We start from the raw sequence: 22,642 nt of genomic DNA, 5'->3' as shown, positions 1-22,642 counted from the left end.
GTAGCTTGTGACCCATGATAGCTGGGATGTGGAAAGAAAGGTAACAAGAGGAAGTAGCTTGTGACTCATGAGAGCTGGGATGTGGAGAGAAGGGTAACAAGAGGAAGTATCTTGTGACCCATGAAAGCTTGGATCAAGAAGGAAAGGTAACAAGAGGGAGTAGCTTGTGACCCATGAAAGCTGGGATGTGGAAAGAAAGGTAACAAGAGGAAGTAGCTTGTTACCCATGAGAGCTGGGATGTGGAGAGAAAGGTAACAAGAGGAAGTATCTTGTGACCCATGAAAGCTTGGATCAAGAAGGAAAGGTAACAAGAGGAAGTATCTTGTGACCCATGAAAGCTGGGATCAAGAAAGAAAGGTAACAAGAGGGAGTAGCTTGTGACCCATGAGAGCTTGGATCAAGAAGGAAAGGTAATAAGAGGAAGTATCTTGTGACCCATGAAAGCTTGGATCAAGAAGGAAAGGTAACAAGAGGGAGTAGCTTGTGACCCATGAGAGCTGGGATCAAGAAAGAAAGGTAACAAGTAAGAAGCAACTCGGCATCCCCATGCAATCTCAAGTATGAAAAAAACCAAACAACACAAACAAAAAAATCAAACTTGATTTGAATAAAAATCACTCAAGTTTGATTTTTTTTATGATACTATTTTTTCCTTACTATCCTAAAGAAACTTAACTTTTCATTTTTGGATCTAGTGCATCTCGCAATCCGTCACCAATCATATTAAAGCCAAGCACGACCACCATAATCGATAAACCTGGGAATAATACGGTCCATGGAGCACTTTGTATAAATTGTCGTGAATCGGAAAGCATTTTTCCCCACTCAGGTGTTGGTGCCTGGGCTCCGAGTCCAAGGAACCCTAAAGCAGCAGCCTCCAATATTGCTACACCAAAGCCGAGTGTTGCTTGAACAATGATAGGAGCTAAACTATTTGGGAGGACGTGATGGAAAAGAATTCTACCATTCTTCATGCCTTGAGCTCTTGCGGCCATAATATACTCTTCTTCCCTTATCGAGATAACTTTTGAGCGGACAAGGCGACCGAAAATAGGAATGTTAATTATTGCGATCGCAATTAATGCATTTTGCAATGACGGACCAAGGATAGCAACGATGGCAATTGCCAATAAAATGCTAGGAAAAGCTAACATAATATCAAAAATTCGTGAGATCAGCATGTCGACCCAACGACCGAAAAACCCTGAAATAATTCCTAGAAGTGTACCGAATATTAGCGCACCAGTTACCGCGAAAAAACCAACCATTAAGGAGATTCTTGCGCCATACACGATACGTGTGAAAATATCACGCCCGAGGTCATCTGTTCCGAACCAGTGGGCCAATGATGGACTTTGAAGACGAACATCCGCATTAATTGTATTGAAAGCATACGGAGTTAATAGTGGTGCAATGAGAGCAACAATAATAAAGAAAGCAATAATAAAGAATCCAATTACAGCTAATTTATTTTTTTTCAATTGCCAATATGCTTCCTTCCAAGGTGTCACTACTTCAACTTTTCCTATTTCGGGATCGTTCTCTTCAGGACCTCGCATTGGCTTATTATGTGTCGGAGTTACAGTTTCCATGATTTATCCCCCCTTTATTAGTATTTTATTCGAGGATCGATGTAACTGTAGAGCAGGTCTACAACTAAATTAATCAGTACAAACATAAATGCTACGACCAAAATGCCAGACTGGATCACAGGGTAATCCCGAGTGCCAATCGCTTCGAAAATATAACGTCCAACTCCAGGCCAACTGAAAATCGTTTCAGTCAATATTGCTCCTCCAAGGAGTGTACCTGTTTGAAGTCCGACGACAGTTAGGACAGGGATGACAGCATTTTTAAATCCATGACGATATATAACAGAAATAGGTCGAGAACCTTTTGCTTCAATAGTACGAATAAAGTCAGAACGCAAGACCTCAAGCATACTAGATCTGGTCATCCTAGCAATAATGGCCAGTGGAATTGTACCTAAAGCAACACCAGGTAAGATAAGGTGCTTAAAGGATGTCCACAATTGATCTGTGCGACCATTAATAATTGAATCTAGAATATTAAAGTTTGTTATCGATTCAATGGGATCACGAGGATTTCCTCTGCCAAACGCAGGAAGCCAACCTAATTCCTGTGCAAAGATCCACTGTTGCATAAGTCCGAGCCAGAAGATTGGCATGGAAACACCAATGAGGGCAATGACCATAGCTAAGTAGTCAAACCAAGAATTTTGTTTCCAGGCACTAATAATTCCAGCGTTAACCCCTACAAAAGTTGCAAAAATCATTGCGAAAATCGTAAGTTCCATCGTAGCAGCTAAATGTGACCAGATTTCAGAGGAAATAGCTGTATTTGTTCGAAGTGATGTACCTAAATCACCTTGTAGAAGGTTGCCCATATATTGGAAATATTGCACAAAAAACGGATCGTTTAAGCCTAATTGTTCTTCTAAATTTGCTACGGCTGTAGCGGTTGCTTGATCTCCTAAGATGACCTGGGCAGGATTTCCTGGAATAAGATGAATGATTGAAAAGGTAACAATGGACATTCCAAGCAAAACGGGAATAAGCATAAGTAATCTTCGGACTGTATATGCAAACATAAAGTTCACCCCTAACTTCCATCAACATATGTAAAAATAAACGAGTTTGAAAACGAAAAAATACAAGCAACAATTTTTATTTTTAAAAGAAAAGAGAGCGAGAGAGCCCTCTTTTCAAAATAGCCTCGTTACAGGTTTTTTTTATGATGTATCAACATACATATTGTAGTGATTTAACGAGTTTTACTTATTCTGATAATTCAACATTAGTTAAAGCTTCACTTGTAGATAAGTGAGGAACATAGTTTTGAACACGGTCAGTTCCTGCTAAAACAGGAGTAGAGTGAACCAAGTTAATCATTGGAGCATCTTCATGAATAAGAGCTAGCGCTTCTTCATAAAGTGCTGCACGCTCCTCCTCATCAACGACACTTCTTGCTTGTTCTAATAAATCGTCAACATCGGTATTAGAATAGAAGGTTTGGTTATTTTCCGGAATTGTTGCTGTAGTAAGAAGGTTCCCTAAGAAATAATCAGAGTCACCGTTTGTACCAGACCAACCGAGCATAAATACATCCTGAACACCAGTCTGTATTTCTTCTAAATAGGTCGCCCATTCCATCGAAACAATTTCTGATTCTAAACCAATATCGGAGAAGTTAGCTTGCAATACTTCTGCGGCACGTTCAGCATCTGGCATGTAGGGACGAGCAACAGGCATCGCCCATAAATCAAATTCGAAACCATCTGGATATCCTGCTTCTTCTAGAAGTTCTATAGCACGTTCAGGATCATAGGCATATGGTTCAATATCGTCATTATAGCCAAGGTATGCTGGTGGAAGAGTATTTTTAGCAGGTACTGCTAAGTCGGCATAAAGTAAAGATATCAATGTCTCTTTATCAACGGCATGGTTCATTGCCTGACGAACAAGAGGATCATCGAAAGGTGCTTTATCTGTATTGAAGCCCAAGTAACCAACGTTATTCGTTTCACGTTCAAAAGCTTGTAGTCCAGGTTCATCTTGGACCATTGCATAGTCATCAGGATTTAGACCATCCATAATATCTATCTCGCCAGACCGAAGCGCTGTTAGACGGGCGGAGTTATCAGGAATCACTTGGAAAATGACTTGATCAAGTTTCGGTAAACCTTCCATCCAGTAATCCTCATTTTTATCTAATACTATTCTGTCATCCCTATCCCAGCTTACAAACTTGAATGGTCCAGTTCCAACTGGATTTTTGTTAATTGCAGGACCGTGCTCTTCTAAAGCTGCAGGCGATGTCATCGCAAAGTAGCTCATCGCGATATTTTGTAAGAAAGCACCAGAAGGATATTTTAATACAAATTCGATTTCATGATCATTAATGACATTAATTTCATCAATAATGTGATTATCGTCGCCTTTGAAACCACCGAATTGGTTACCGTAAGTCGTGTAGGCATAGCCATCATCAGCAAAGCCAAACTCACTATCTGGATCAGACCAACGATCAAAATTTGTTACGACAGCATCTGCATTGAAGTCAGTGCCATCATGGAAAGTAACACCTTCTTCTAGATAAAAAGTAAATGTAAGGTCGTCGTCACTAATGTCCCAGTCATGTGCTAAACTTGGCTCAACTTCAAATGAATCTTCATTAAACTTAAGTAATGATTCATAGATTTGAAGAGTGATCCGAGAACTTTCTCCGTCGGTAACACTCGCGTAATCAAGACTTTGTGAATCCCCACCTCTTGCAAAAATCAAGGTTTGGTCTCCAGAAGAAGTCTCGTTGTCCCCTTCTTCTTCATTCTCATTATTGTCGTTAGCTTCGATATTATTATTCTCATTTCCTTCATTTTCTTCCCCGTCAACATGGTCATTGTTGCCACCACATGCGGCAATCCCAACAACCATTGCTAATAAAAGAAGAAGCAACCATAAACTCTTTTTCATTTTGTTTCCCCCTTTAAATTTATGAAACTATTTCCATTTGTAATCTTGTCACTGTTACTGGTTAGAATTGGTTTCCTCACCCTCATACAAGTGACAAGCTACAAAGTGATTAACGGATACCTCTTGAAACTTAGGTCTAACAGAGCGACAAATATCCATACATTCAGGACATCTTGTGTGAAAAGCACATCCTAGAGGGGGATTCGAAGGACTAGGAACATCGCCTTCTAAAATAACCCGTTCGTGTTTAATGTCAGGATCAGGATTCGGGATCGCCGATAGTAGTGATTTTGTATAAGGGTGCAACGGCTCATCATAGAGTTGTTGATTGCTTGTAAGTTCAACCATTCTTCCTAAATACATTACGCCAATACGATCACTAATATGTTTCACGACACTCAGATCGTGGGCAATAAATATATAGGTAAGACCATACTTTTCTTGCAGGTCTTCCATTAAATTAAGAATTTGTGATTGAATTGACACATCCAGAGCCGAAACAGGTTCATCACAAACAATAAGTTTTGGATTCACGATAAGCGCACGTGCGATCCCAATGCGCTGTCGCTGTCCACCACTAAATTGATGAGGGTAACTAGCAGCTTGATCTCCGCGTAATCCAACAATTTCGAGAATTTCTTTTATCTTTTGTTTTCGTTCCGTTTTATTACCAATCCCGTGAATTAGCAAAGGTTCACCAAGGATTTTTTCGACCTTATGTCTTGGATTTAATGAAGCGTAAGGGTCTTGAAAAATAATTTGCATATCCCTCCGCATTTTGCGCATTTCTTCAGAACTCAGTTTTGTGATATCTTTTCCTTCAAATAGAATTTCGCCATCCGTTGGTTCAATAAGACGGAGCAATGCTTTGCCTGTTGTGGACTTACCACATCCAGATTCACCAACAATCCCTAACACTTCTCCTTGATAAACCTCGAACGACACTTCATCGACTGCTTTTAAATCACCAACTTTTCGTGATAAAACACCGCCAGTAATTTCAAAATATTTTTTTAATTTCTTGACTTCTAATAAAGGTTTAGACATGTTGAATACCTCCTTCCTCTGCATAGAGGAAGCAACGGCACGAATGCCCCCCACTTAACGTCAGAAGTTCAGGATCCTCTTGGTAACAGCGGTCAAATACTTCGGAGCAGCGTGCAGCAAATCGACATCCGTTTTTAATTGAGCCTGGCTTTGGAACATTTCCTGGAATAGAATAGAGGCGCTCTTCTCGTTCATGCACCTTCGGTAGAGAGCGAATCAGTCCTCTGGTATAAGGATGCTTGGGTAATTTTAAAATCGTCCGAACATCGCCTTCTTCAACAACTTTGCCAGCGTACATGACACACACTCGATCACACATCTCCGAAACTACTCCAAGGTCATGAGTGATTAATAAAATGGCAGTACCTTTTTCACGGTTTAACTTTTTCATCAATTCTAATATTTGCGCTTGAATTGTCACATCCAAAGCGGTGGTAGGCTCATCAGCTACGAGCACCTCTGGGTCACAGGACATGGCGATCGCAATCATGACTCGTTGTCGCATCCCACCAGATAATTGATGTGGATATTCATCTACAATTTGTTCTGATCTAGGAATACCAACAAGATTCAACAAGTCAATGGCCTTTATTCTAGCTTCTTTTTTTGATAAATGTTGATGATTATTTAAAGCTTCCGTTATCTGAAAACCAATTGTAAAAAGTGGATCTAAAGATGTCATTGGTTCTTGAAATATCATTGCTATTTTATTTCCACGAATTTGTCGCATTCGTTTAGAGTTTACTTTAACGAGGTCTTCTGTAATTTCATCGGTGGAATGCTGTTGCCTAAATAAAATGTTCCCTCCGACAATTCTCCCGGGGGGACTAGGAACTAGGCCCATAATCGATAAGGAGGTAACGCTTTTCCCACAGCCTGATTCACCAACAATGCCTAGCACTTCTCCTCCATTTATGTAGAAACTAACATTGTCTACAGCAGGGATTTCTCCACGATCAGTAAAGAAATGAGTTTGTAATTGGTTTATTTCAAGAACAGGTTTTTTCATGAGGACCTCCATAGGCTTAAGAAAGTAGCGGTGCTTTTGAAGCATTTCAACTTAAAAAAACTAATAATTCTAACTTTTCAGAATATTATCCTTGAGTAGAAGAATACTATAATTTGTAAAAAAATCAATACCTTTTTAGAAAATTCTATAAATTAAGATAACTTAATTCGGCAGACTTCTAACATTCACAGGGAAAATTGGATATTTCGAAGAATGAAATAGTCATTATATTTATATATATAATATGCAAGTGGTGAATAACCGATTTTGCTTAGATATAAAATATTCTGTTGATTGTCAGAATCTAATCCTCAGAAATAAAATTAAGATGAACTGTAGTAAATTCGAGTTGGTTTACATACGTATATAAATTCGAATTGCTTAAAAATCAGCTAAGTGATTTAAAATATGCTTAATTATGTTAGAAATTGGGTAAAGGTTAATAAGTTAAATCTCTAAAACCTTGTAAATATGAAATAATCATTGAGTTGAACAAGCTATATTCTATAAACTAAAGATGACTATTTTCCCATTTAAATTTATGTTTGTATTAGTTATGATGATCGTTTATGCGCTTTTCACTAAGAAAAGATTAAATAGACAGTTGCTAATTAGCAACTCTTAATAAAAGAGAGGATTGACTGGTAAAAATGAAATCATTCTTATATCAACACAGATTTATGTTGTTTTGTTTAAGCATCCTATGGTTGAAAACGTATATTGTCTCTAGTTTGACGTTCCAATTGACAATGAATCAAGTGATTGAAGCGATTGTATTTGCAGTTAACCCTCTCGCATTTTTATTAGTTATTTTTAGTCTAGGATTACTTTTAAAGACGAAATATCAACGACCTTATTATTTTACTGTGAGTCTTATTTTGACTATCATATTATATTCCAATGCGGTTTATTATCGTGAGTTTTCTGATATTATTACTTTACCTATGCTTGTGATGAGTGGAAACATGGGAGATTTGAGTACGAGTATCGTAGAATTGATCCAATGGTATGATGTATTTTTCTTTGTAGACATTATCATTGTTGGTTACTTGATGATAAAAAAACCAAATTTCTTTACTGTTAAAAAAGCACCTTTTCGTCAATCTAAATCAAAGTATGCGATTATCACAGTTGTTGTTGCAACAATTGTTTTGGCAGGACAAATTGATACAACAGATCACAGGACACATTCATTTAACCGTGATCATGCGATTAAAAGTCTAGGAGTCTATAATTTTTACGTGTACGATGCGTATCTTCATTTGACGACGAACTCACAAACTGTTTTTGCGGATAAAGATGATTGGGAGACGATTCAGGAACATGTTGATGAATACGCAGTTGACCCTAATTCAGAAATGACAGGAATCGCAGAAGACATGAATGTCGTGACGATCTCGATGGAATCTGTGGAGAGCTTTGTAATCAATGAGACTGTAAATGGAGAAGAAATTACGCCGTTTTTAAATGAGCTAATCGATGAGAGTTTTTACTTTGATAACTTGTATGACCAGGCGGGACAGGGAAAGACATCGGATACAGAATTTATGATGAATAATTCCCTATATCCACTAGGTCGAGGTGCAGTGTTTCACACACATGATGAAAATCAGCTGACGCCACTTCCGCGCGCCTTGCAGGAAAAAGGATACAAAACTTCTGCATATCATGCAAATGACATTACCTTCTATAATCGGGATGTGATGTATGAACAATTAGGTTATGACAAGTATTATGATATAGAGTTCTACGATGTAACCGATGAAAATTCTGTCGGATGGGGATTGAAGGACATTGATTTTTTTGAACAATCAATGGAAGCACTGACAGAATCACCTGAGCCCTTTTATGCAACGTTTCTGACATTAACGAACCACTTTCCGTATGAGCTAGATCCAGAAGACCATTTTATAGATCCATTTGATTCAGAAAGTGACATCGTCAATAGATACTTTCCAGCCGTTCGTTACACGGATGAAGCGATACGCATTTTATTTGAGGAAATGAAAGAAGCTGGTTTATATGAAAATACGATGTTTGTCATATATGGTGATCATTACGGAATTGCAGAAAGCCATTATGAAGAGTTGTCTAGTTATTTAGGTTATGAAGTGACGGATGATGAAGCGACAAAGCTTGACCGTGTTCCGGTAATTATTCATATTCCGGGTATGGAGGATAAAGCAGAGACAATTGAGACGGTTTCTGGTCAAATAGATGTGATGCCAACAGTATTGAACCTTCTAGGGATGCCAGCAGACAATCATATGATGTTTGGGCGAGACCTTCTGTCTGAGGATAAAGATGATTTTGCGGTTCAAAGAGATGGTTCAGTCATTACTGATGAAAATATTTATACGAAAGAAACGTGTTTCGACGCGACAAGTGGAGAAGTTTTACCCCCAGAAAATTGTATAGATACAATGGAACGAGGAGAGAATGAATTGTTCTACTCCGATAAAATCATCTATGGAGATTTGTTACGTTTTGAAAATAACTAAAATGAGCGCTATTGAATTTCAAATTCAATAGCGCTATTTCCACCTTATCTACCTCCTCTCTAAGAGATAAGATGAGAATTAAGTTAAAACAGGCATGTTAGTTTCATTTTTTCATAAAATATGGTATATTAATCTATTATTATCCATAGTCGGAAAATCAAAAGTAATTAAAAGCAACATAAAAAGTCAGATCATCGATTTACTAAGGAGGTGTAGGTGATGGTCAGACATTCAAGTCCATTCGGAGGTAGATACTCTCGCTACGTATTGTCCATTTTATTATTCGGTTTGCTTGGTCCTGTCGTCCTGTCTCAATGGGGAGTACTTTACAGTTTTCTTAGTGTTTTATTTGCTGCTCTCATTACGATCGGATATGATAGGCTCATTTTCCAAATTGCGAAACAAAAATCAACTAAAATAGTTCGAGAACAATGTAGTCTCATTGTTCATGCAATGAAACCTGGGTCTGAACGGAAAGGGTTTCTTGTTATTACCGAAAATTTTGTACTGTTCGCACCGAACTGGAATAAAATTAAAACTATTTTAGATACAGAACAAATTGTTAGGCATGAATTTAATGGGCATCATGTTGAGTTAACTGTTCGTTTTCCAAACAAACACCGTATGTTCCAATTCTACGTTTCATCACCAGAAAGAACGAAACAAATGCTTACAGAAAAGAGTGGGGAATCGCTGCCGTATAAGTACGATAAAATGGAAAGCAATAAAATGGTATAACAAAAGACCCGAGCTTTAGTAAAAGCAAGGGTCTTTTCGTTGTTGGATTCAATTACATATCACTTCCTGCAAAATTATAGAGGATATGTCCAAAATCGTTCAAGCATCATTTGCTTCCGGAAGGTTTCATCCTCTTCCGTCAGCTGTTTTTTCATCGCTTCGACTACACCTGCAGTTTGCGTCTGATGAGCTTCAATGACATTCATTTTCTGCTCGAAATAAGGAGACACGTCAACTACAACATCTGGTTCGCCGATAAAGTCTTCACAGCCTTCAGAAAAAGCTATAGCATGGACGGTCGGACGGTCTTCTTCTGATAGGCTCTGAACAGCCTGAATTACTGCTGCACCAGTAGCATCGTGATCGGGGTGAACCGCATATCCAGGATAGAATGTAATAATTAACGAGGGATTCACCTCTTTCACTACGTCAAGTATCCGACTCTGTAAAGCATCCTGATCCGTAAATTCGACCGTTTTATCACGCATCCCAAACTGTCTTAAATCCTCGATGCCAAGAAGACGGCATGCTTCTTTTAATTCGTTATTTCGTATTTGCGGGAGCGTTTCCCGATTAGCGATGAGTGGGCGCCCCATATTTCTGCCCATCTCACCAAGCGTCAAACATGCATATGTGACAGGAGTTCCAGCTTGAGTGTGAGATATAATTGTCCCGGCCACACCAAATGCTTCGTCGTCAGGATGGGGGAAAATAACAAGAACATGTTGTTCCATCCAATCACTTCCTTTATATTAAGATTTTTTTGAAAATGTTTAAATGCTGTTGAGTTCCAACGCCTCATGCCCCCCCTTTCCTTTATACTATTTTGGGAAGGGGGTTTTACTTAATTCCAATGCAATGGCTAACTTGCCCGAGGAATCGTGTCCAGCGAAAAGTAGTCGGTTTTCCTCATCAAGTTCAAAATCAGTTAATCCTTCCGCATAAAGCCAACCCTGCTCTGTCTCTAATCCGATTCGGAAAGGGCCTTTACCGGTGATTTTTCCGTGCAAAAATACGAGCTGAACATTTCTAATAAATGTTCCGGCAGAGAAAAATGATTGATCTTTATGAGTGGCATAAGCGCCATTTGTCGTTTCCAAATGAATATATAATGATTCGCCAGCAAGCTCGGAAAGCATCTCTTGAACGTGTTGTCGATCAATTGGTTTCATAGGTCACATCCTCCTTTAATAAATTGGCTATTTAACTAATAATAACAAAAATCAATCCTTTATTCGCAGGGTGAGGATTGAGAAACAATGCCTATTATACAAGATTCGTTGTTGATTGTCGCTTAAGCCAATTTATAGTGGCATCCTGTTCGTTTACTTTCACGCATATTTCTTTTAAATGTCTCAAACAATGATCTCTTGCTTGTGAACGTGAATGTAATAAAAAGGGAAAATATAGTTCTATATAATCACTTTTTAAAAATATATTGTGATTTATAATCTTTTCGTGGATAATATAGTGAAATTAGTAACAAAGTCTTAATGATAAAGAGGTGTAAGGAGTGCTTAATTCAGTAAAAGGAAAATTCGTCATCTTCACTAGTGGACTTATTATTTTCACGATGTTATTGACGTCAATTATTATTTATTCTCAATTAAGTGATGGAATTCAACATTCCGTTGAAGAAGATGCAACTTCCACTGTGCAAGATGTTGAACGCTTTATTCAGACTTATTTAGAAAAATATCAGTTGACTGTTTCCATGCTAGCCGAAGATCCACGAACAATTGATTTTTTAGAAGGTAGCGATACAGTAGCAGAGCAAAACGCAACATGGAACAGTTTAGTATCTAGTTATGAGTCATTTATGGATAGAGAAGCAGGTGCGCAATTAACCTATATAGGTACAGGGGAAGGAGAAATGGTCAGCACGCCACAAGTTGATCTACCGGATGATTTTGATCCAAGAGAACGCCCTTGGTACCAAGACGCAATAAGTGAACTAGGAGAAGTAATTTGGACAGCTCCTTATATTGATATAGATACGGAGGAACTGGTAATCACAGTCGCGCAATCAGTTTCAGCAAATAATAACGACGAAATTCTCGGAGTTCAAGCGATCGATTTATCATTAGATGAAATGGTGTCATTATTAGAGACAACAGAAATAAGTAATCAGGGAAAGCTGGCGCTAATTGATGAGGAGGGAATCATTATTGCTCATAGGGATTCTTCTCAGGTTGGCGAAGCGGTATCTGAGGACGAGCAACTAGCTCTAATAGTTAACTCTGAAGATGTCGTTGGCAAGGTACAATCTGGCGGAGAGACGGCTTATTTCAACGAAGTCGATGGATATGGGTGGAAAGTTGTTACTGTCTATGAAGACAAAAACTTATTTGCAGAATTAACTAATACGAGAAATACATTCATTATCGTGTCAATTGTAGCCATAATCATTGCGTTTATTACTTCTTATTATGCCACAAGTAAATTAACTAATCCGATTCGGAAATTGAACGTGAAAGTAAAACAAATGGCAGATGGTGATTTTTCTACTGACTTGAATGTGAGAGGGGAAGATGAAATTAGTCAACTCGGTCTGTCAGTAAATCATATGAGTAAAGAGTTGCGAGAACTGATCGCCTCTATTCAAGGATCAGCCAATGAATGCAAGGGAATGGCAGAAGAACTTAGTGCTGTCTCTGAAGAAACGTTGGCGACTAGCGATGAGATGTCTTCTGCTGTAAATGAAGTAGCCGAAGGGGCATCGAAACAAGCGGAAGACCTTGAAGAAGCGAACCAACAAATGCAAAAGTTGGCAGATCAAGTAGATCAAGCATCAGAGCAGACAAATCAAATGAATGATCTATCAGTCGATATGAAGAAGGCGAATCAACAAGGATTAACACAAATGAAAGTGTTGGAAGACCGGACGACAAGTACGCGTGACGTATTTTCCAAAGTGGACGGAGCGGTTAAGGAATTAACAAATAAAGTATTAGATATCGGTGGTGTAGTTGGAACCATATCCGATTTTGCTGACCAAACAAACTTGTTAGCCTTGAATGCAAGTATTGAAGCAGCTCGTGCCGGTGAACATGGGAAGGGATTTGCAGTTGTAGCGGATGAAGTTCGTAAGCTTGCTGAACAATCGATAAATGCTACCGAAAAAATCCGCAATTCACTAGCAGAAGTTGAAGGAGAAACGAGAAGAGTTGAAGAGTCAATGAAGGAAGCGAATCTCATGAGTAATGACCAAAAAAATGCCGTTGATGATACTCACAAATCGTTTACTTCGATTGTTAACTATATTGAAAACCTGACGATTTCTTTAGAGGCTTTGACGGTTGATTTAAAAGGAGTTAATCATCAAAAAGAGCAGATTGTAGAAACGATGGCTAGTATCGCACACGTTGCTGAAGGTGCTGCTGCTACAGCCGAAGAAGTATCTGCTTCCTCTGCTGAGCAAACAAAAGCAATTGAAACAGTTGGAACAACGTCAGAACACCTCAATGATTTAAGTTCAAATCTGCAAGGGAAAACAAATCGTTTCAAAGTATAGCTCACAAAATAAATAAAAAAATGATAGGAACAACGGATCTTGATTAAGCTGAGATCCGTTGTTTTTTGTTATTAAACTGAGTGAAGTTAACACTTTATGACGAGATTTTCGCCTATCATTGTTGATTCGAGGTGGAGTGCGTATAATAGAAGACTAAGGATCAAACGAAATACTTACATAGAATGTTGAGGGGGAATTATAATGAAACAGGGAATTATTAGTTTGGGGGAAGCCCTAATTGACTTCATACCATTGGATGATAATAATGAAACCTTTCAGAAAAATCCAGGAGGAGCACCTGCAAATGTCTCTGTCGGCTTAGCAAGACTTGGTGCAAAATCAACATTTCTTGGAAAGGTAGGCGATGATGTACTTGGTCGTTTCCTAGTTGAAACATTGGCTAATTATGGTGTGGATACGTCATCAATGAAGTTTACCAAAGACACAAAGACAGGCGTCGTATTTGTCACACTTGATCAAGATGGGGAGCGTAGCTTTGAGTTTTACATCGATCCAAGTGCAGACCGATTTTTAGAAGAAAATGAGGTCGACGAGGTATTGTTCGACAATCATAATTTACTTCACTTTGGATCTATCAGTTTAATTAGTGAGCCTGCTAAATCGGCGACAAAAAAAGCTGTCAAAATAGCAAAAGAAAAAGGAATGGTCATATCTTATGATCCAAACCTTCGTTTAGGTCTTTGGGAAAGTGAAGAACAGGCTAAAAGAGTAATACGAAGTATGCTTGGAGAAGCTGATGTTTTGAAAATATCCGAAGAAGAGCTGGAATTTATTACAGGAGAAAAAGACATTGAACAAGGCGTTGAAAAACTCACTGAATTTAAAATTCCATTAATTTTTATCACGTTAGGATCTGAAGGAAGTTATATTTTTCTAAAAGGTCAAATGCCTATTAAAGTAGAGGCAATGAAAGTCAAAGCTGTTGATACAACAGGAGCTGGAGATGCTTTTGTGTCGGGAATCCTTTACCAACTTCATTTACTCGAAAAAACAGTGTCTGATTTAACAACAGAAGAAGTGGACAAGATGGCACGATTTGCTTCTGTGTCTGGCGGTTTAGCTGCTGCGACAAAAGGTGCAATGACCGCTCTACCGACATTGGGAGAAGTGGAGCAAAAGATAAGAAACTCTTAAGAATGCCACCCCTAATCTCGTCTTCAGTAAGTTTTGGAAAAATATTATCGGGGTGAAAAAATGGTAATAAAAAAGTAGCCCCTGATTAGGCACTACTTAGGTTGGAATTTTTTTATAAAAATTATCTACTTAAAGCTTTTTCTAATGCTTCTTTTATTCGATTTTGATCGAATGGCTTAACGATGAAATCAATTGCGCCTTTTTGAATAGCATCGACCACCATGTTTTGTTGTCCCATAGCCGAGCACATTAGGACTTTTGCTTTAGGGTCTATTTGTTTTATTTTTTGAAGGGCTTCTATACCATTCATTTCAGGCATAGTAATGTCCATTGTCACAATATCTGGACGATGCTCTTCGAATAATTCGACTGCCCTTAATCCGTTTTCTGCCTCGGCTACTACTTCATAACCTGCATCCGTAACCATTTTTTTCAACGTCATTCTCATAAAAGCAGCGTCATCGGTAATTAATAATTTAGCCATTTGTTGTATCCTCCTGTTTATCGATTGTTCATCGTAAGTTTGTTTTGTCTTTAAAATATAGTATGAAAGTTTGATAAAGTCAATCTAAATATACAAACTAAAGTCCCTATCATTATTACATAAATGACAAGAATATTAAAGGGGGAGTTTTCATTAACGGGAGAAATTTAGTTCGATATAAGGATTGTATGAGAAGGATTAAGCAATTGAAAAGAGAGGGGAGCTTTTATGATACCGTTGAAAAACAATTGGAAAGACCAGTTGCAGGATGAATTTGAAAAGCAATATTATTTGCAACTTCGAGAATTCTTGAAAAATGAATACGCAGAACACAACGTTTATCCGCCAATGAATGATATATTCAATGCTTTACATAGCACCGATTATGACATGACAAAAGTAGTCATAATCGGTCAAGATCCTTACCATGGACTTGGTCAAGCTCACGGTTTGAGTTTTTCTGTTCAACCGGGAGTCAAGGTTCCTCCTTCGTTGAAAAATATTTATAAAGAGCTTCATGCTGACTTGGGAGTTGCAGTTCCAGAACATGGTTACTTACAGAAATGGGCAGAGCAAGGGGTTCTGTTGTTAAACAACGCATTGACAGTCAGGGAAAGTATGCCTCAATCACATCAAGGAAAAGGATGGGAAACGTTTACCGACCAAGTCATTCAACGTTTAAATGAAAGGGAAAGACCAGTTGTGTTTATCTTGTGGGGAAAGCACGCACAAGTGAAGGGACGACTTGTGACAAATGGGCATCATTTCGTGATTCAATCACCTCATCCTAGTCCTTTTTCAGCACATAGAGGTTTTTTTGGAAGTCGACCGTTTTCAAAGGCGAATCATTTTCTGAAAAGTATTGGCGTCGAAGAAGTGGATTGGCAGCTGCCTACTGAGTGAGGATAAACTAAGAGGAGTGAGATAACTATGACTAAAAAAACGATTGGTTTTATCGGCACAGGCGTAATGGGGAAAAGCATGGCCCGCCATTTAATGAAGGTTGGTCACGAACTGTATGTTTACAATCGTACAAAACAAAAAGCGGAAGATTTGATAGCAGATGGAGCCATATGGTGTGATACGGTGGGTGATTTAGCGGGATCAGTTGACGTCGTAATAACGATCGTAGGTTATCCTCAAGATGTCGAGGAAGTATACCGAGCGAAGAATTGTATTTTCGAACGCGCAAGACAGGGGACTTACCTTATAGATATGACGACATCGAAGCCAAGTCTTGCTATCGAAATTTTTGACGAGGCAAAAGAACGAGGCCTCCACGCTCTCGATGCTCCAGTTTCTGGAGGCGATATTGGTGCCAAGGAGGCTGAATTAACAATAATGGTTGGCGGAGAAGTGGGCGCATTTACGGAAATAGAGCCGATTTTTCAATTAATGGGGACGAACGTCCGTCGCCAAGGTGAAGCGGGAGCGGGTCAATTCACGAAAATGGCTAACCAAATTGCGATTGCAAGCACGATGATGGGGGTAGCTGAAGCTATGGCATATGCAAAAAAAGCCGGACTCGATCAAGAAAATGTGTTGGCCTCAATTGCAACGGGGGCAGCAGGAGGATTTTCAATGACAAATCTTGCTCCTAAAATGATAAAAGCAGACTTTGCCCCTGGTTTTTACATGAAACATTTCATTAAAGATATGAATATCGCGATTGAATCTGCACAAGAAATTGGCTTAAATACACCAGGACTTGTCGTAGCAAAAAAATTGTATCAAGAACTTGCAGGTGAAGGAGAAGGCGATTCAGGAACACAAGCGCTGTATAAGTACTATATGATGAACGGATAAATCGTTAACGAACCGTTGAGGTGCAATTCGATTTCGCTACAAATTGACGCTCTAACAGTTACTAGCGCCCTGAAGAAACAGGGGTGCCATATAAAAAGAAAGCTTTAGAGAAATTCTCTAAAGCTTTCTTGTACGTGTGCCCGGCATGTCTAACTTTGCTAAAGGATTAAATTATAAGATAAACTAAGGCTTTCGCCATGAAGGACTTGGCGACAAGCCAAGTTTTTCTAATGATTGAACGTTATGCTATAACCTAAACGTGCTAGTTCTAGCGTCCACTTAAAACTTACTTTTTATCGAATTCTACATCATTTCCCATAGACCTTAAATATTGCTGAGCAGATTTCCACGTCTCAAAGCGTTGCTCATTGTGCTCACTTATCCAACTCTCCGTATTAAAATAAACATCTTCATTATCACTTGTTAGTTCATCCTCGATTTCCATGAATAACATTTTCTTATCGTATGTAGCTTTCACTAATACACCACTTACAGAATGATGAAACATACCTGTATATACTTTTGCCATATTAAAACACCTACTCTCTTTCTCTAATTATAACAAAAAGAACACTGAAGAGCTGAGTCTTTTGAAAATTTACTTAGTAAAATTAACTAAGTGCCCGAAATATTTACATGTCCTGCGGAGGCTCGTGCTCCGCACGTGAAAAAAGGGGGGATTATTCTGAGTTAGTGCCGCAATCATAAAAAGGCAATACAAATTCCCTCTTTACAAACAATTTAAACATAGATATGATGATTTGATGCGAATTACTATATCATTTCGTTTAAAAAATCGTTATAATAAGTCTGTATGTTTTATGCGAAAAATGTCGTAAATGCTCGACAGAACAGAGATATTACGCAGATTACTAGATAGACATAAAAATAGATGCAAAACTTATAGACAAAATTTATACCGAGAAAATTAGATAGATATATATAAGGGGAATCAAATAATGTTTCATACATTAAGGTCAAAACTACTAATATTTTTTATACTGATTGCCTTTGTTCCAATGATAGCAGTCGGTTTTATAGGTTATGCAGGTCAAAAACAGGAATTAACTGAACGTGTAGAACGGTCTTTAGCTATGCAAAGTTCGAGTATGGAAGCAGAAATATCTCGCTTTTTAAGAGAAAGAGTAAATGATATTGAATACTTATCACGCAACCCTGTGATTATGGATTCATCTAGCTCATTGTTAGAGATTAGAAATCAAATGTATTATTTTCTAGACATTCATGATATTTATTATGATACTTACCTAGTGAATGACGAAGGCGTCGTGCTAGGTGATACTAAGAATGAAATCGTCGGTCATGACATAAGCGAACGCCCTTGGTTTGCTGAAGCAATCAAAGGAAATACAGTGATGTCTGATATTTATGTGTCACCGATAGTAGATGAACCGGCTCTCGTAGTTGCTGCACCGATACACGATTCAAATCAGAATGTGTTAGGAGTAATTTCGTCTTCTTTTAACTTGAATACTCTGAATAAAATGTTAAAAGGTTACACGTATGAGCAAAAAGGCTTAGCTTGGGGTGGGGATGTCTTTTTATTAAACAATGAAGGAGATGTCATTTCCCATCCCGAGCAGGATCAAATATTCAATGTGAATTACTTTGATAATGAAGATATTTCGAAAGAATCACTAGATCAACTTGTGCTAGATGAGGAAATTGCTAATTTAGTGGAAGGTGAGGTTCAATCTTTCTCAAAAATTGAAGCTCTCCCGTGGTTTGAAAATGAGTGGTATATAGGCTTATCGGTAGAAGAATCTGAGGTTTACGCTTCACTAAATGACTTTCTAGTAAGGTATCTCATATTCTATGCAATTGTACTTTTACTTCTGACATTTGCAGTGTATCGATTATCAAATTATTTAGTTCAACCGATTCAGAAGCTTGTAGAAACGACGAAAAGTTTTGCCTCTGGTGACAACCAAAATCGAGAGTACGTGAATGCTTATGAAGAAGTCGAGTATTTAAACGCGACGTTTGACCATATGACTACCCAACTTGAACAAAGAGAGAATGCTCATAAGAAGTCAACGATGGTTTTAGAGGCAACTGACAATGGTGTATTTGCCATCGATCGTGAAACGAAGCGTATTACCTTATTTAACCGAATGTGCGAAGATGTCTTTCAAAGAGATAAAGAATACGTTATTGGTACGGAGATTGATGAGGTCATGACTCATTCAAAACCATTCGCTGCATTTGTTAATTGTGCGGACTTAACTGATCTTTTGGATGATCCGGATGGATGTGGCCAATTTGAAATTGACTGCACGAATGATGTTGGAGAAGAAAGAACCTATTACTTAAGCGCGTCGAGCTTGTCGACTGTAGAAGATGAGACGACTAAAGGTGAAATGCTGATCGTCTTTTATGATTTGACCGAGAAACGTCAGATGGAAAGAGAGCTCATTCGGTCAGAAAAATTAAAGATTGCCGGTGAAATGTCAGCGGGTTTTGCACATGAAATTCGGAACCCATTAACGACAATTAAAGGATTCATCCAATTGTTTAATGAGCAAAGTAATGACGAAAATCGACGCTATTACCCATTAGTAATTGAGGAAATAGACAGAGTCAATAAGATTATGAATGAATTGTTGAATATTTCCAATCCAAGTCCAGATGAAGAAAAAACGAAAGTAAATGTCGAAAAAATGCTTAGCGATATTATTGTTTTAAAAGAATCTCACATGAGAAATAACCATATAAAATTGGAAACATTTTTTAATGGCAAGTTGCCAAAAATTGAAGTGATTGGGAATAAACTAAAGCAAGTTTTTAACAACCTGATTCAAAATGGAATCGAAGCAATGCCGGATGGTGGACAATTGAATATCCGTACTTCGATCGTTGGTAGTGAGGGACAATCCGAGCAGCAAAACCTCGTTGTCCAAATAGAAGACAGTGGAATTGGTATGGGAAAAGCGGATATGGAGAAATTAGGGACACCATTTTTTACAACAAAAAAAATCGGTACAGGACTAGGTTTAACGACAAGCTATCGTATCATTGAGAAAATGAACGGAGCGATTAACGTATCCTCGGAAATTGGAAAAGGTACAATATTTACGGTTTACATTCCTGTAAAAATAATGGAAAGAGTATAAAAGGAAAATTTGCTTTTAATTTTACGTATAAAACAGATCTTCGGCATTAGTTGCCAAGGTCTGTTTTTTTGAATTGAAAGTAAGGCAACGGAAGATTAGCTGTTGAGGGAAATTAGCTACCTTGTACAGGGGTGTGTTGTTTTCCTTTTAGGGGTCATCCGTGGTACATTTAAATTACAAAATGAGAGAAAAAGAGGTGTTCGAGTTGAAAAAAGCATTGATAGCAGGAGCAACAGGACTCGTTGGTAAGCATGTCGTAAAAGAGCTAATAAACAGTCAACATTATGATGAAATTCATATTTTAACTAGAAGAAGTAGCCCGTTTCATAAACATCCTCTTGTTCAGGAACATCTTGTGTCATTTGATGAACTAGATGAAGTTGATGACGTCTTTCAGCACGTCGATGATGTCTTTGTGACACTAGGGACAACGATGAAACAAGCAAAAACACAAGAAGCCTTTATAAAGGTCGACTATACGTATCCGGTTAAATTAGCTGAAAAGGCTGTAAAGCACGGTGTGGAAAGATTTCTGATTGTTACAGCGATGGGCGCGAGTCGAAATTCTCGATTTTTCTATAATGTCGTCAAAGGCACGCTTGAAGAACGTTTGATTAACCTGGAAATACCATCATTACATATTTTTCGTCCATCGCTTTTACTTGGAGAACGGTATAAAGTGCGCACTGGAGAAAAATCTGCAGAGTTGCTTAGCAAACCACTATCCTTCCTGATGAGAGGTCGATTGGAAAAATATAAACCTGTTAAAGGTTCAACGGTTGCAGCAGTAATGCACGAAGTTGCTCAACAAAATAGTAATGGTTTTCATATATATGAATCAGATCAAATGAATTATTTAGGGGATATTTTAAAAGCGTAAGCGGAGGGAAGGAAAGTTATAACAGTTGAATTAATTTTCTTTGATGGAAGCTAGCAGCCAATCTAAAAAGCGAGGTTTTATCATGGCTCAAAAATATAGTCAAGTATGGAACTTGGACACGATTTTTCCCGGAGGAAGCAAGTCAAAGGAATTTCAACGGTACTTGGAAAATGTTGCGAGTGAATTGGCTCAATTTCAGGGCAATTTAGACAAAGTGCAGCTGGAGAATAATGCAGATGTCGCGGTTTGGGCGTCGTTCGTCAATGAAGCGCAAGAAGTCGGAAAGAAGGCTCGTGAAGCGGGGGCATTTATTAGTTGTTTGACGGCTCAGGACGTTAATGATGATCAGGCGAAGTTGCTGGGTGGAACGGTGAAGCAGTTGGCGGCGAAGTATGCGTCAATTATGACGTCGATTGATGAGCAGTTGCTTGCTTTTGATGAGCGGCAATGGAATGAATTTGTTGCGCAAGAGGATATGAAGCAAATTTCATTTAATTTAAATGAGCGTCGTACAAATGCGGAGGAGAAACTTCCGGCAGACAAGGAGAAGTTGATTCAAAGTTTATCGATTGATGGGTATCAAGCTTGGGGCGATATGTACAATGTGATTGTTGGCCGCATGAAAGTGGAGATTGAAGAAGATGGCGAGACGAAATCGTTGTCTGTGGGTCAGGCGTCTAATAAGCTTTCAGATAAAAATCGTGATGTGCGAAAACATGTATTTGAGCGCTTCGAAAAGGCGTGGGAGAATGAATCGGAGCTTTTTTCCAATACATTGAATCATTTAGCTGGTTATCGTTTAGAGATGTACGAAGCACGTGGATGGGAAGATGTATTGAAGGAGCCGCTTGAGATTAATCGAATGAAACCGGAAACGTTAGATGTCATGTGGAAAACAATAACGAAAAATAAGCAAGATTTTGTTGATTATATGGACCGTAAAGCAGAGATTTTAGGCTTGGAGAAGCTTGATATTTACGATATAAGTGCGCCATTAACTGAAAATGTTGCAGAAGTGAGTTACGACGACGCGGTGGAAATCATCGTTGAACAATTTGGCACGTTCAGTCCGAAGATGGCTGCATTTGCTCAGATGGCGTTTGATGAACGGTGGATCGAAGCGGAAAGCCGTGACGGAAAACGGCCTGGTGGATTTTGTACAAGTTTCCCGGTGAAAGAGGAGTCACGCATTTTCATGACATATGATGGATCAGCATCGAACGTGGCGACGCTCGCTCATGAACTTGGGCACGCGTATCATCAGCATGTCATGAATGATTTACCGCAGCTTTCTCAGCGTTATGCGATGAACGTCGCTGAAACAGCATCGACGTTTGCTGAAATGATTGTCGCAGATGCAACGGTGAAAGCGGCAAAAACGGATGAGGAAAAAATTCAGTTGTTAGATGATAAGTTGAATCGTAGTGTGGCGTTTTTTATGAATATTCATTCGAGATTTTTGTTTGAATCACGTTTTTATGAAGAGCGCAAAAGCGGACTGGTTAGCAAGGAGCGTTTGAATGAATTGATGGTTGAGGCGCAAAAAGAGGCTTATTGTGATTCTCTCGGTGAGTATTCACCAAGTTTCTGGGCGTCGAAGTTGCACTTTCATATTACGGGTGTCCCGTTTTATAATTTCCCATACACGTTCGGCTATTTATTCAGTATCGGGATTTATGCCAAGGCTGTCGATGAAGGATATGCGTTTGAGCAAAAATACATTGATCTGCTTCGTGACACTGGACGTCTAGAGGTGGAGGAGTTAGCGAAAAAGCATTTAGATGTCGACTTAACGAAGCCTGAATTTTGGCAAGCCGCTATTGACTTTTTGAAGAAAGATTTAAATATGTTTATGGAATTGACGAAGAAATAAATCAAAA

At 38.6% G+C, this 22,642-nt stretch carries 18 protein-coding genes; 9 read left to right on the top strand and 9 right to left on the bottom strand.

Going from position 1 to position 22,642, the window contains the following annotated elements:
* Positions 1 to 672: 672 nt before the first annotated feature.
* The 5 genes from ACM26V_RS16635 to ACM26V_RS16615 all read right to left on the bottom strand — a co-directional run bounded on the left by ACM26V_RS16635 (position 673) and on the right by ACM26V_RS16615 (position 6,550).
* Positions 673 to 1,593, bottom strand: coding sequence for an ABC transporter permease (locus tag ACM26V_RS16635; protein ID WP_416147857.1), 921 nt, complete (start codon positions 1,591 to 1,593; stop codon positions 673 to 675).
* Positions 1,594 to 1,610: 17 nt separating this feature from the next.
* A complete protein-coding gene (locus ACM26V_RS16630) occupies positions 1,611 to 2,612 on the bottom strand; it encodes an ABC transporter permease (protein WP_416147856.1) in 1,002 nt (333 codons plus the stop codon).
* Between the two features lie 187 nt (positions 2,613 to 2,799).
* Positions 2,800 to 4,494 carry an ABC transporter substrate-binding protein gene (locus ACM26V_RS16625; protein WP_416147855.1) on the bottom strand — a complete coding sequence of 565 codons (1,695 nt, stop codon included), beginning with the start codon at positions 4,492 to 4,494 and terminating at the stop codon, positions 2,800 to 2,802.
* 54 nt (positions 4,495 to 4,548) lie between these two features.
* Positions 4,549 to 5,541: an ABC transporter ATP-binding protein gene (locus ACM26V_RS16620; protein ID WP_416147853.1), complete on the bottom strand. Its 993-nt coding sequence runs from the start codon at positions 5,539 to 5,541 to the stop codon at positions 4,549 to 4,551.
* Positions 5,534 to 6,550 (bottom strand): ABC transporter ATP-binding protein, encoded by a 1,017-nt coding sequence (locus ACM26V_RS16615; RefSeq protein WP_416147852.1) that lies wholly within the window; start codon positions 6,548 to 6,550, stop codon positions 5,534 to 5,536. Before ACM26V_RS16615 ends, ACM26V_RS16620 begins: the two co-directional genes overlap by 8 nt.
* A 707-nt stretch (positions 6,551 to 7,257) precedes the next feature.
* Here ACM26V_RS16615 and ACM26V_RS16610 point away from each other — a divergent pair.
* Together ACM26V_RS16610 and ACM26V_RS16605 are read left to right on the top strand one after the other, a co-directional pair.
* Entirely contained in the window at positions 7,258 to 9,051 is a 1,794-nt protein-coding gene (locus tag ACM26V_RS16610) for an LTA synthase family protein (protein ID WP_416147851.1), read from the top strand.
* A 219-nt stretch (positions 9,052 to 9,270) separates the two neighbouring features.
* Positions 9,271 to 9,789, top strand: coding sequence for a hypothetical protein (locus tag ACM26V_RS16605; protein ID WP_416147850.1), 519 nt, complete (start codon positions 9,271 to 9,273; stop codon positions 9,787 to 9,789).
* A 74-nt stretch (positions 9,790 to 9,863) separates the two neighbouring features.
* On the opposite strand, the gene bshB2 is transcribed toward ACM26V_RS16605, so the two are convergent.
* Entirely contained in the window at positions 9,864 to 10,523 is a 660-nt protein-coding gene (gene bshB2 / locus ACM26V_RS16600; RefSeq protein WP_416147849.1) for a bacillithiol biosynthesis deacetylase BshB2, read from the bottom strand.
* 87 nt (positions 10,524 to 10,610) lie between these two features.
* Positions 10,611 to 10,961: a YojF family protein gene (locus ACM26V_RS16595; protein WP_416147847.1), complete on the bottom strand. Its 351-nt coding sequence runs from the start codon at positions 10,959 to 10,961 to the stop codon at positions 10,611 to 10,613.
* Positions 10,962 to 11,302: 341 nt separating this feature from the next.
* Here ACM26V_RS16595 and ACM26V_RS16590 point away from each other — a divergent pair, with 341 nt between their 5' ends.
* Positions 11,303 to 13,303 carry a methyl-accepting chemotaxis protein gene (locus tag ACM26V_RS16590; protein ID WP_416147846.1) on the top strand — a complete coding sequence of 667 codons (2,001 nt, stop codon included), beginning with the start codon at positions 11,303 to 11,305 and terminating at the stop codon, positions 13,301 to 13,303.
* A gap of 201 nt (positions 13,304 to 13,504) precedes the next feature.
* On the top strand, positions 13,505 to 14,458 hold the full coding sequence (locus tag ACM26V_RS16585) for an aminoimidazole riboside kinase (RefSeq protein WP_416147845.1): 954 nt from the start codon (positions 13,505 to 13,507) through the stop codon (positions 14,456 to 14,458).
* Between the two features lie 121 nt (positions 14,459 to 14,579).
* Here the strand turns inward: ACM26V_RS16585 and ACM26V_RS16580 are convergent, their stop codons facing one another.
* On the bottom strand, positions 14,580 to 14,942 hold the full coding sequence (locus ACM26V_RS16580) for a response regulator (protein ID WP_416147844.1): 363 nt from the start codon (positions 14,940 to 14,942) through the stop codon (positions 14,580 to 14,582).
* A 228-nt stretch (positions 14,943 to 15,170) separates the two neighbouring features.
* Between ACM26V_RS16580 and ACM26V_RS16575 the strand changes: the two genes are divergently transcribed.
* Together ACM26V_RS16575 and ACM26V_RS16570 are read left to right on the top strand one after the other, a co-directional pair.
* A complete protein-coding gene (locus ACM26V_RS16575) occupies positions 15,171 to 15,845 on the top strand; it encodes a uracil-DNA glycosylase (protein ID WP_416147843.1) in 675 nt (224 codons plus the stop codon).
* 27 nt (positions 15,846 to 15,872) lie between these two features.
* Positions 15,873 to 16,748: an NAD(P)-dependent oxidoreductase gene (locus ACM26V_RS16570; RefSeq protein ID WP_416147842.1), complete on the top strand. Its 876-nt coding sequence runs from the start codon at positions 15,873 to 15,875 to the stop codon at positions 16,746 to 16,748.
* 286 nt (positions 16,749 to 17,034) lie between these two features.
* Here the strand turns inward: ACM26V_RS16570 and ACM26V_RS16565 are convergent, their stop codons facing one another.
* Positions 17,035 to 17,277, bottom strand: coding sequence for a hypothetical protein (locus tag ACM26V_RS16565; RefSeq protein WP_416147841.1), 243 nt, complete (start codon positions 17,275 to 17,277; stop codon positions 17,035 to 17,037).
* Positions 17,278 to 17,707: 430 nt separating this feature from the next.
* Here ACM26V_RS16565 and ACM26V_RS16560 point away from each other — a divergent pair, with 430 nt between their 5' ends.
* The 3 genes from ACM26V_RS16560 to ACM26V_RS16550 all read left to right on the top strand — a co-directional run bounded on the left by ACM26V_RS16560 (position 17,708) and on the right by ACM26V_RS16550 (position 22,635).
* Entirely contained in the window at positions 17,708 to 19,882 is a 2,175-nt protein-coding gene (locus tag ACM26V_RS16560; protein WP_416147840.1) for an ATP-binding protein, read from the top strand.
* Between the two features lie 205 nt (positions 19,883 to 20,087).
* Complete coding sequence (locus tag ACM26V_RS16555) at positions 20,088 to 20,762, top strand: NAD(P)H-binding protein (RefSeq protein ID WP_416147839.1); 675 nt, start codon at positions 20,088 to 20,090, stop codon at positions 20,760 to 20,762.
* Between the two features lie 43 nt (positions 20,763 to 20,805).
* The gene (locus ACM26V_RS16550) at positions 20,806 to 22,635 is read left to right on the top strand and encodes a M3 family oligoendopeptidase (protein WP_416147838.1); all 1,830 of its coding nucleotides are present in this window, start codon (positions 20,806 to 20,808) and stop codon (positions 22,633 to 22,635) included.
* The last annotated feature ends 7 nt before the right edge of the window (positions 22,636 to 22,642 follow it).

The sequence above is a fragment of the Salipaludibacillus sp. HK11 genome (assembly GCF_047795645.1).
In the GTDB taxonomy this organism is placed as follows: domain Bacteria; phylum Bacillota; class Bacilli; order Bacillales; family Salisediminibacteriaceae; genus Salipaludibacillus.
The sequence above is the reverse complement of the archived record's forward strand: the minus strand, read 5'-3'. Positions and strand labels throughout refer to the sequence as shown.

Coding starts and splice junctions, on each gene's coding strand:
- ACM26V_RS16605 (WP_416147850.1), top strand. CDS start 9,271: ATGGTCAGACATTCAAGTCCATTCGGAGGTAGATACTCTCGCTACGTA.
- ACM26V_RS16585 (WP_416147845.1), top strand. CDS start 13,505: ATGAAACAGGGAATTATTAGTTTGGGGGAAGCCCTAATTGACTTCATA.
- ACM26V_RS16630 (WP_416147856.1), bottom strand. CDS start 2,612: ATGTTTGCATATACAGTCCGAAGATTACTTATGCTTATTCCCGTTTTG.
- ACM26V_RS16570 (WP_416147842.1), top strand. CDS start 15,873: ATGACTAAAAAAACGATTGGTTTTATCGGCACAGGCGTAATGGGGAAA.
- ACM26V_RS16550 (WP_416147838.1), top strand. CDS start 20,806: ATGGAAGCTAGCAGCCAATCTAAAAAGCGAGGTTTTATCATGGCTCAA.
- ACM26V_RS16565 (WP_416147841.1), bottom strand. CDS start 17,277: ATGGCAAAAGTATATACAGGTATGTTTCATCATTCTGTAAGTGGTGTA.
- ACM26V_RS16620 (WP_416147853.1), bottom strand. CDS start 5,541: ATGTCTAAACCTTTATTAGAAGTCAAGAAATTAAAAAAATATTTTGAA.
- ACM26V_RS16560 (WP_416147840.1), top strand. CDS start 17,708: ATGTTTCATACATTAAGGTCAAAACTACTAATATTTTTTATACTGATT.
- ACM26V_RS16595 (WP_416147847.1), bottom strand. CDS start 10,961: ATGAAACCAATTGATCGACAACACGTTCAAGAGATGCTTTCCGAGCTT.
- ACM26V_RS16615 (WP_416147852.1), bottom strand. CDS start 6,550: ATGAAAAAACCTGTTCTTGAAATAAACCAATTACAAACTCATTTCTTT.
- ACM26V_RS16625 (WP_416147855.1), bottom strand. CDS start 4,494: ATGAAAAAGAGTTTATGGTTGCTTCTTCTTTTATTAGCAATGGTTGTT.
- bshB2 (WP_416147849.1), bottom strand. CDS start 10,523: ATGGAACAACATGTTCTTGTTATTTTCCCCCATCCTGACGACGAAGCA.
- ACM26V_RS16635 (WP_416147857.1), bottom strand. CDS start 1,593: ATGGAAACTGTAACTCCGACACATAATAAGCCAATGCGAGGTCCTGAA.
- ACM26V_RS16580 (WP_416147844.1), bottom strand. CDS start 14,942: ATGGCTAAATTATTAATTACCGATGACGCTGCTTTTATGAGAATGACG.
- ACM26V_RS16575 (WP_416147843.1), top strand. CDS start 15,171: ATGATACCGTTGAAAAACAATTGGAAAGACCAGTTGCAGGATGAATTT.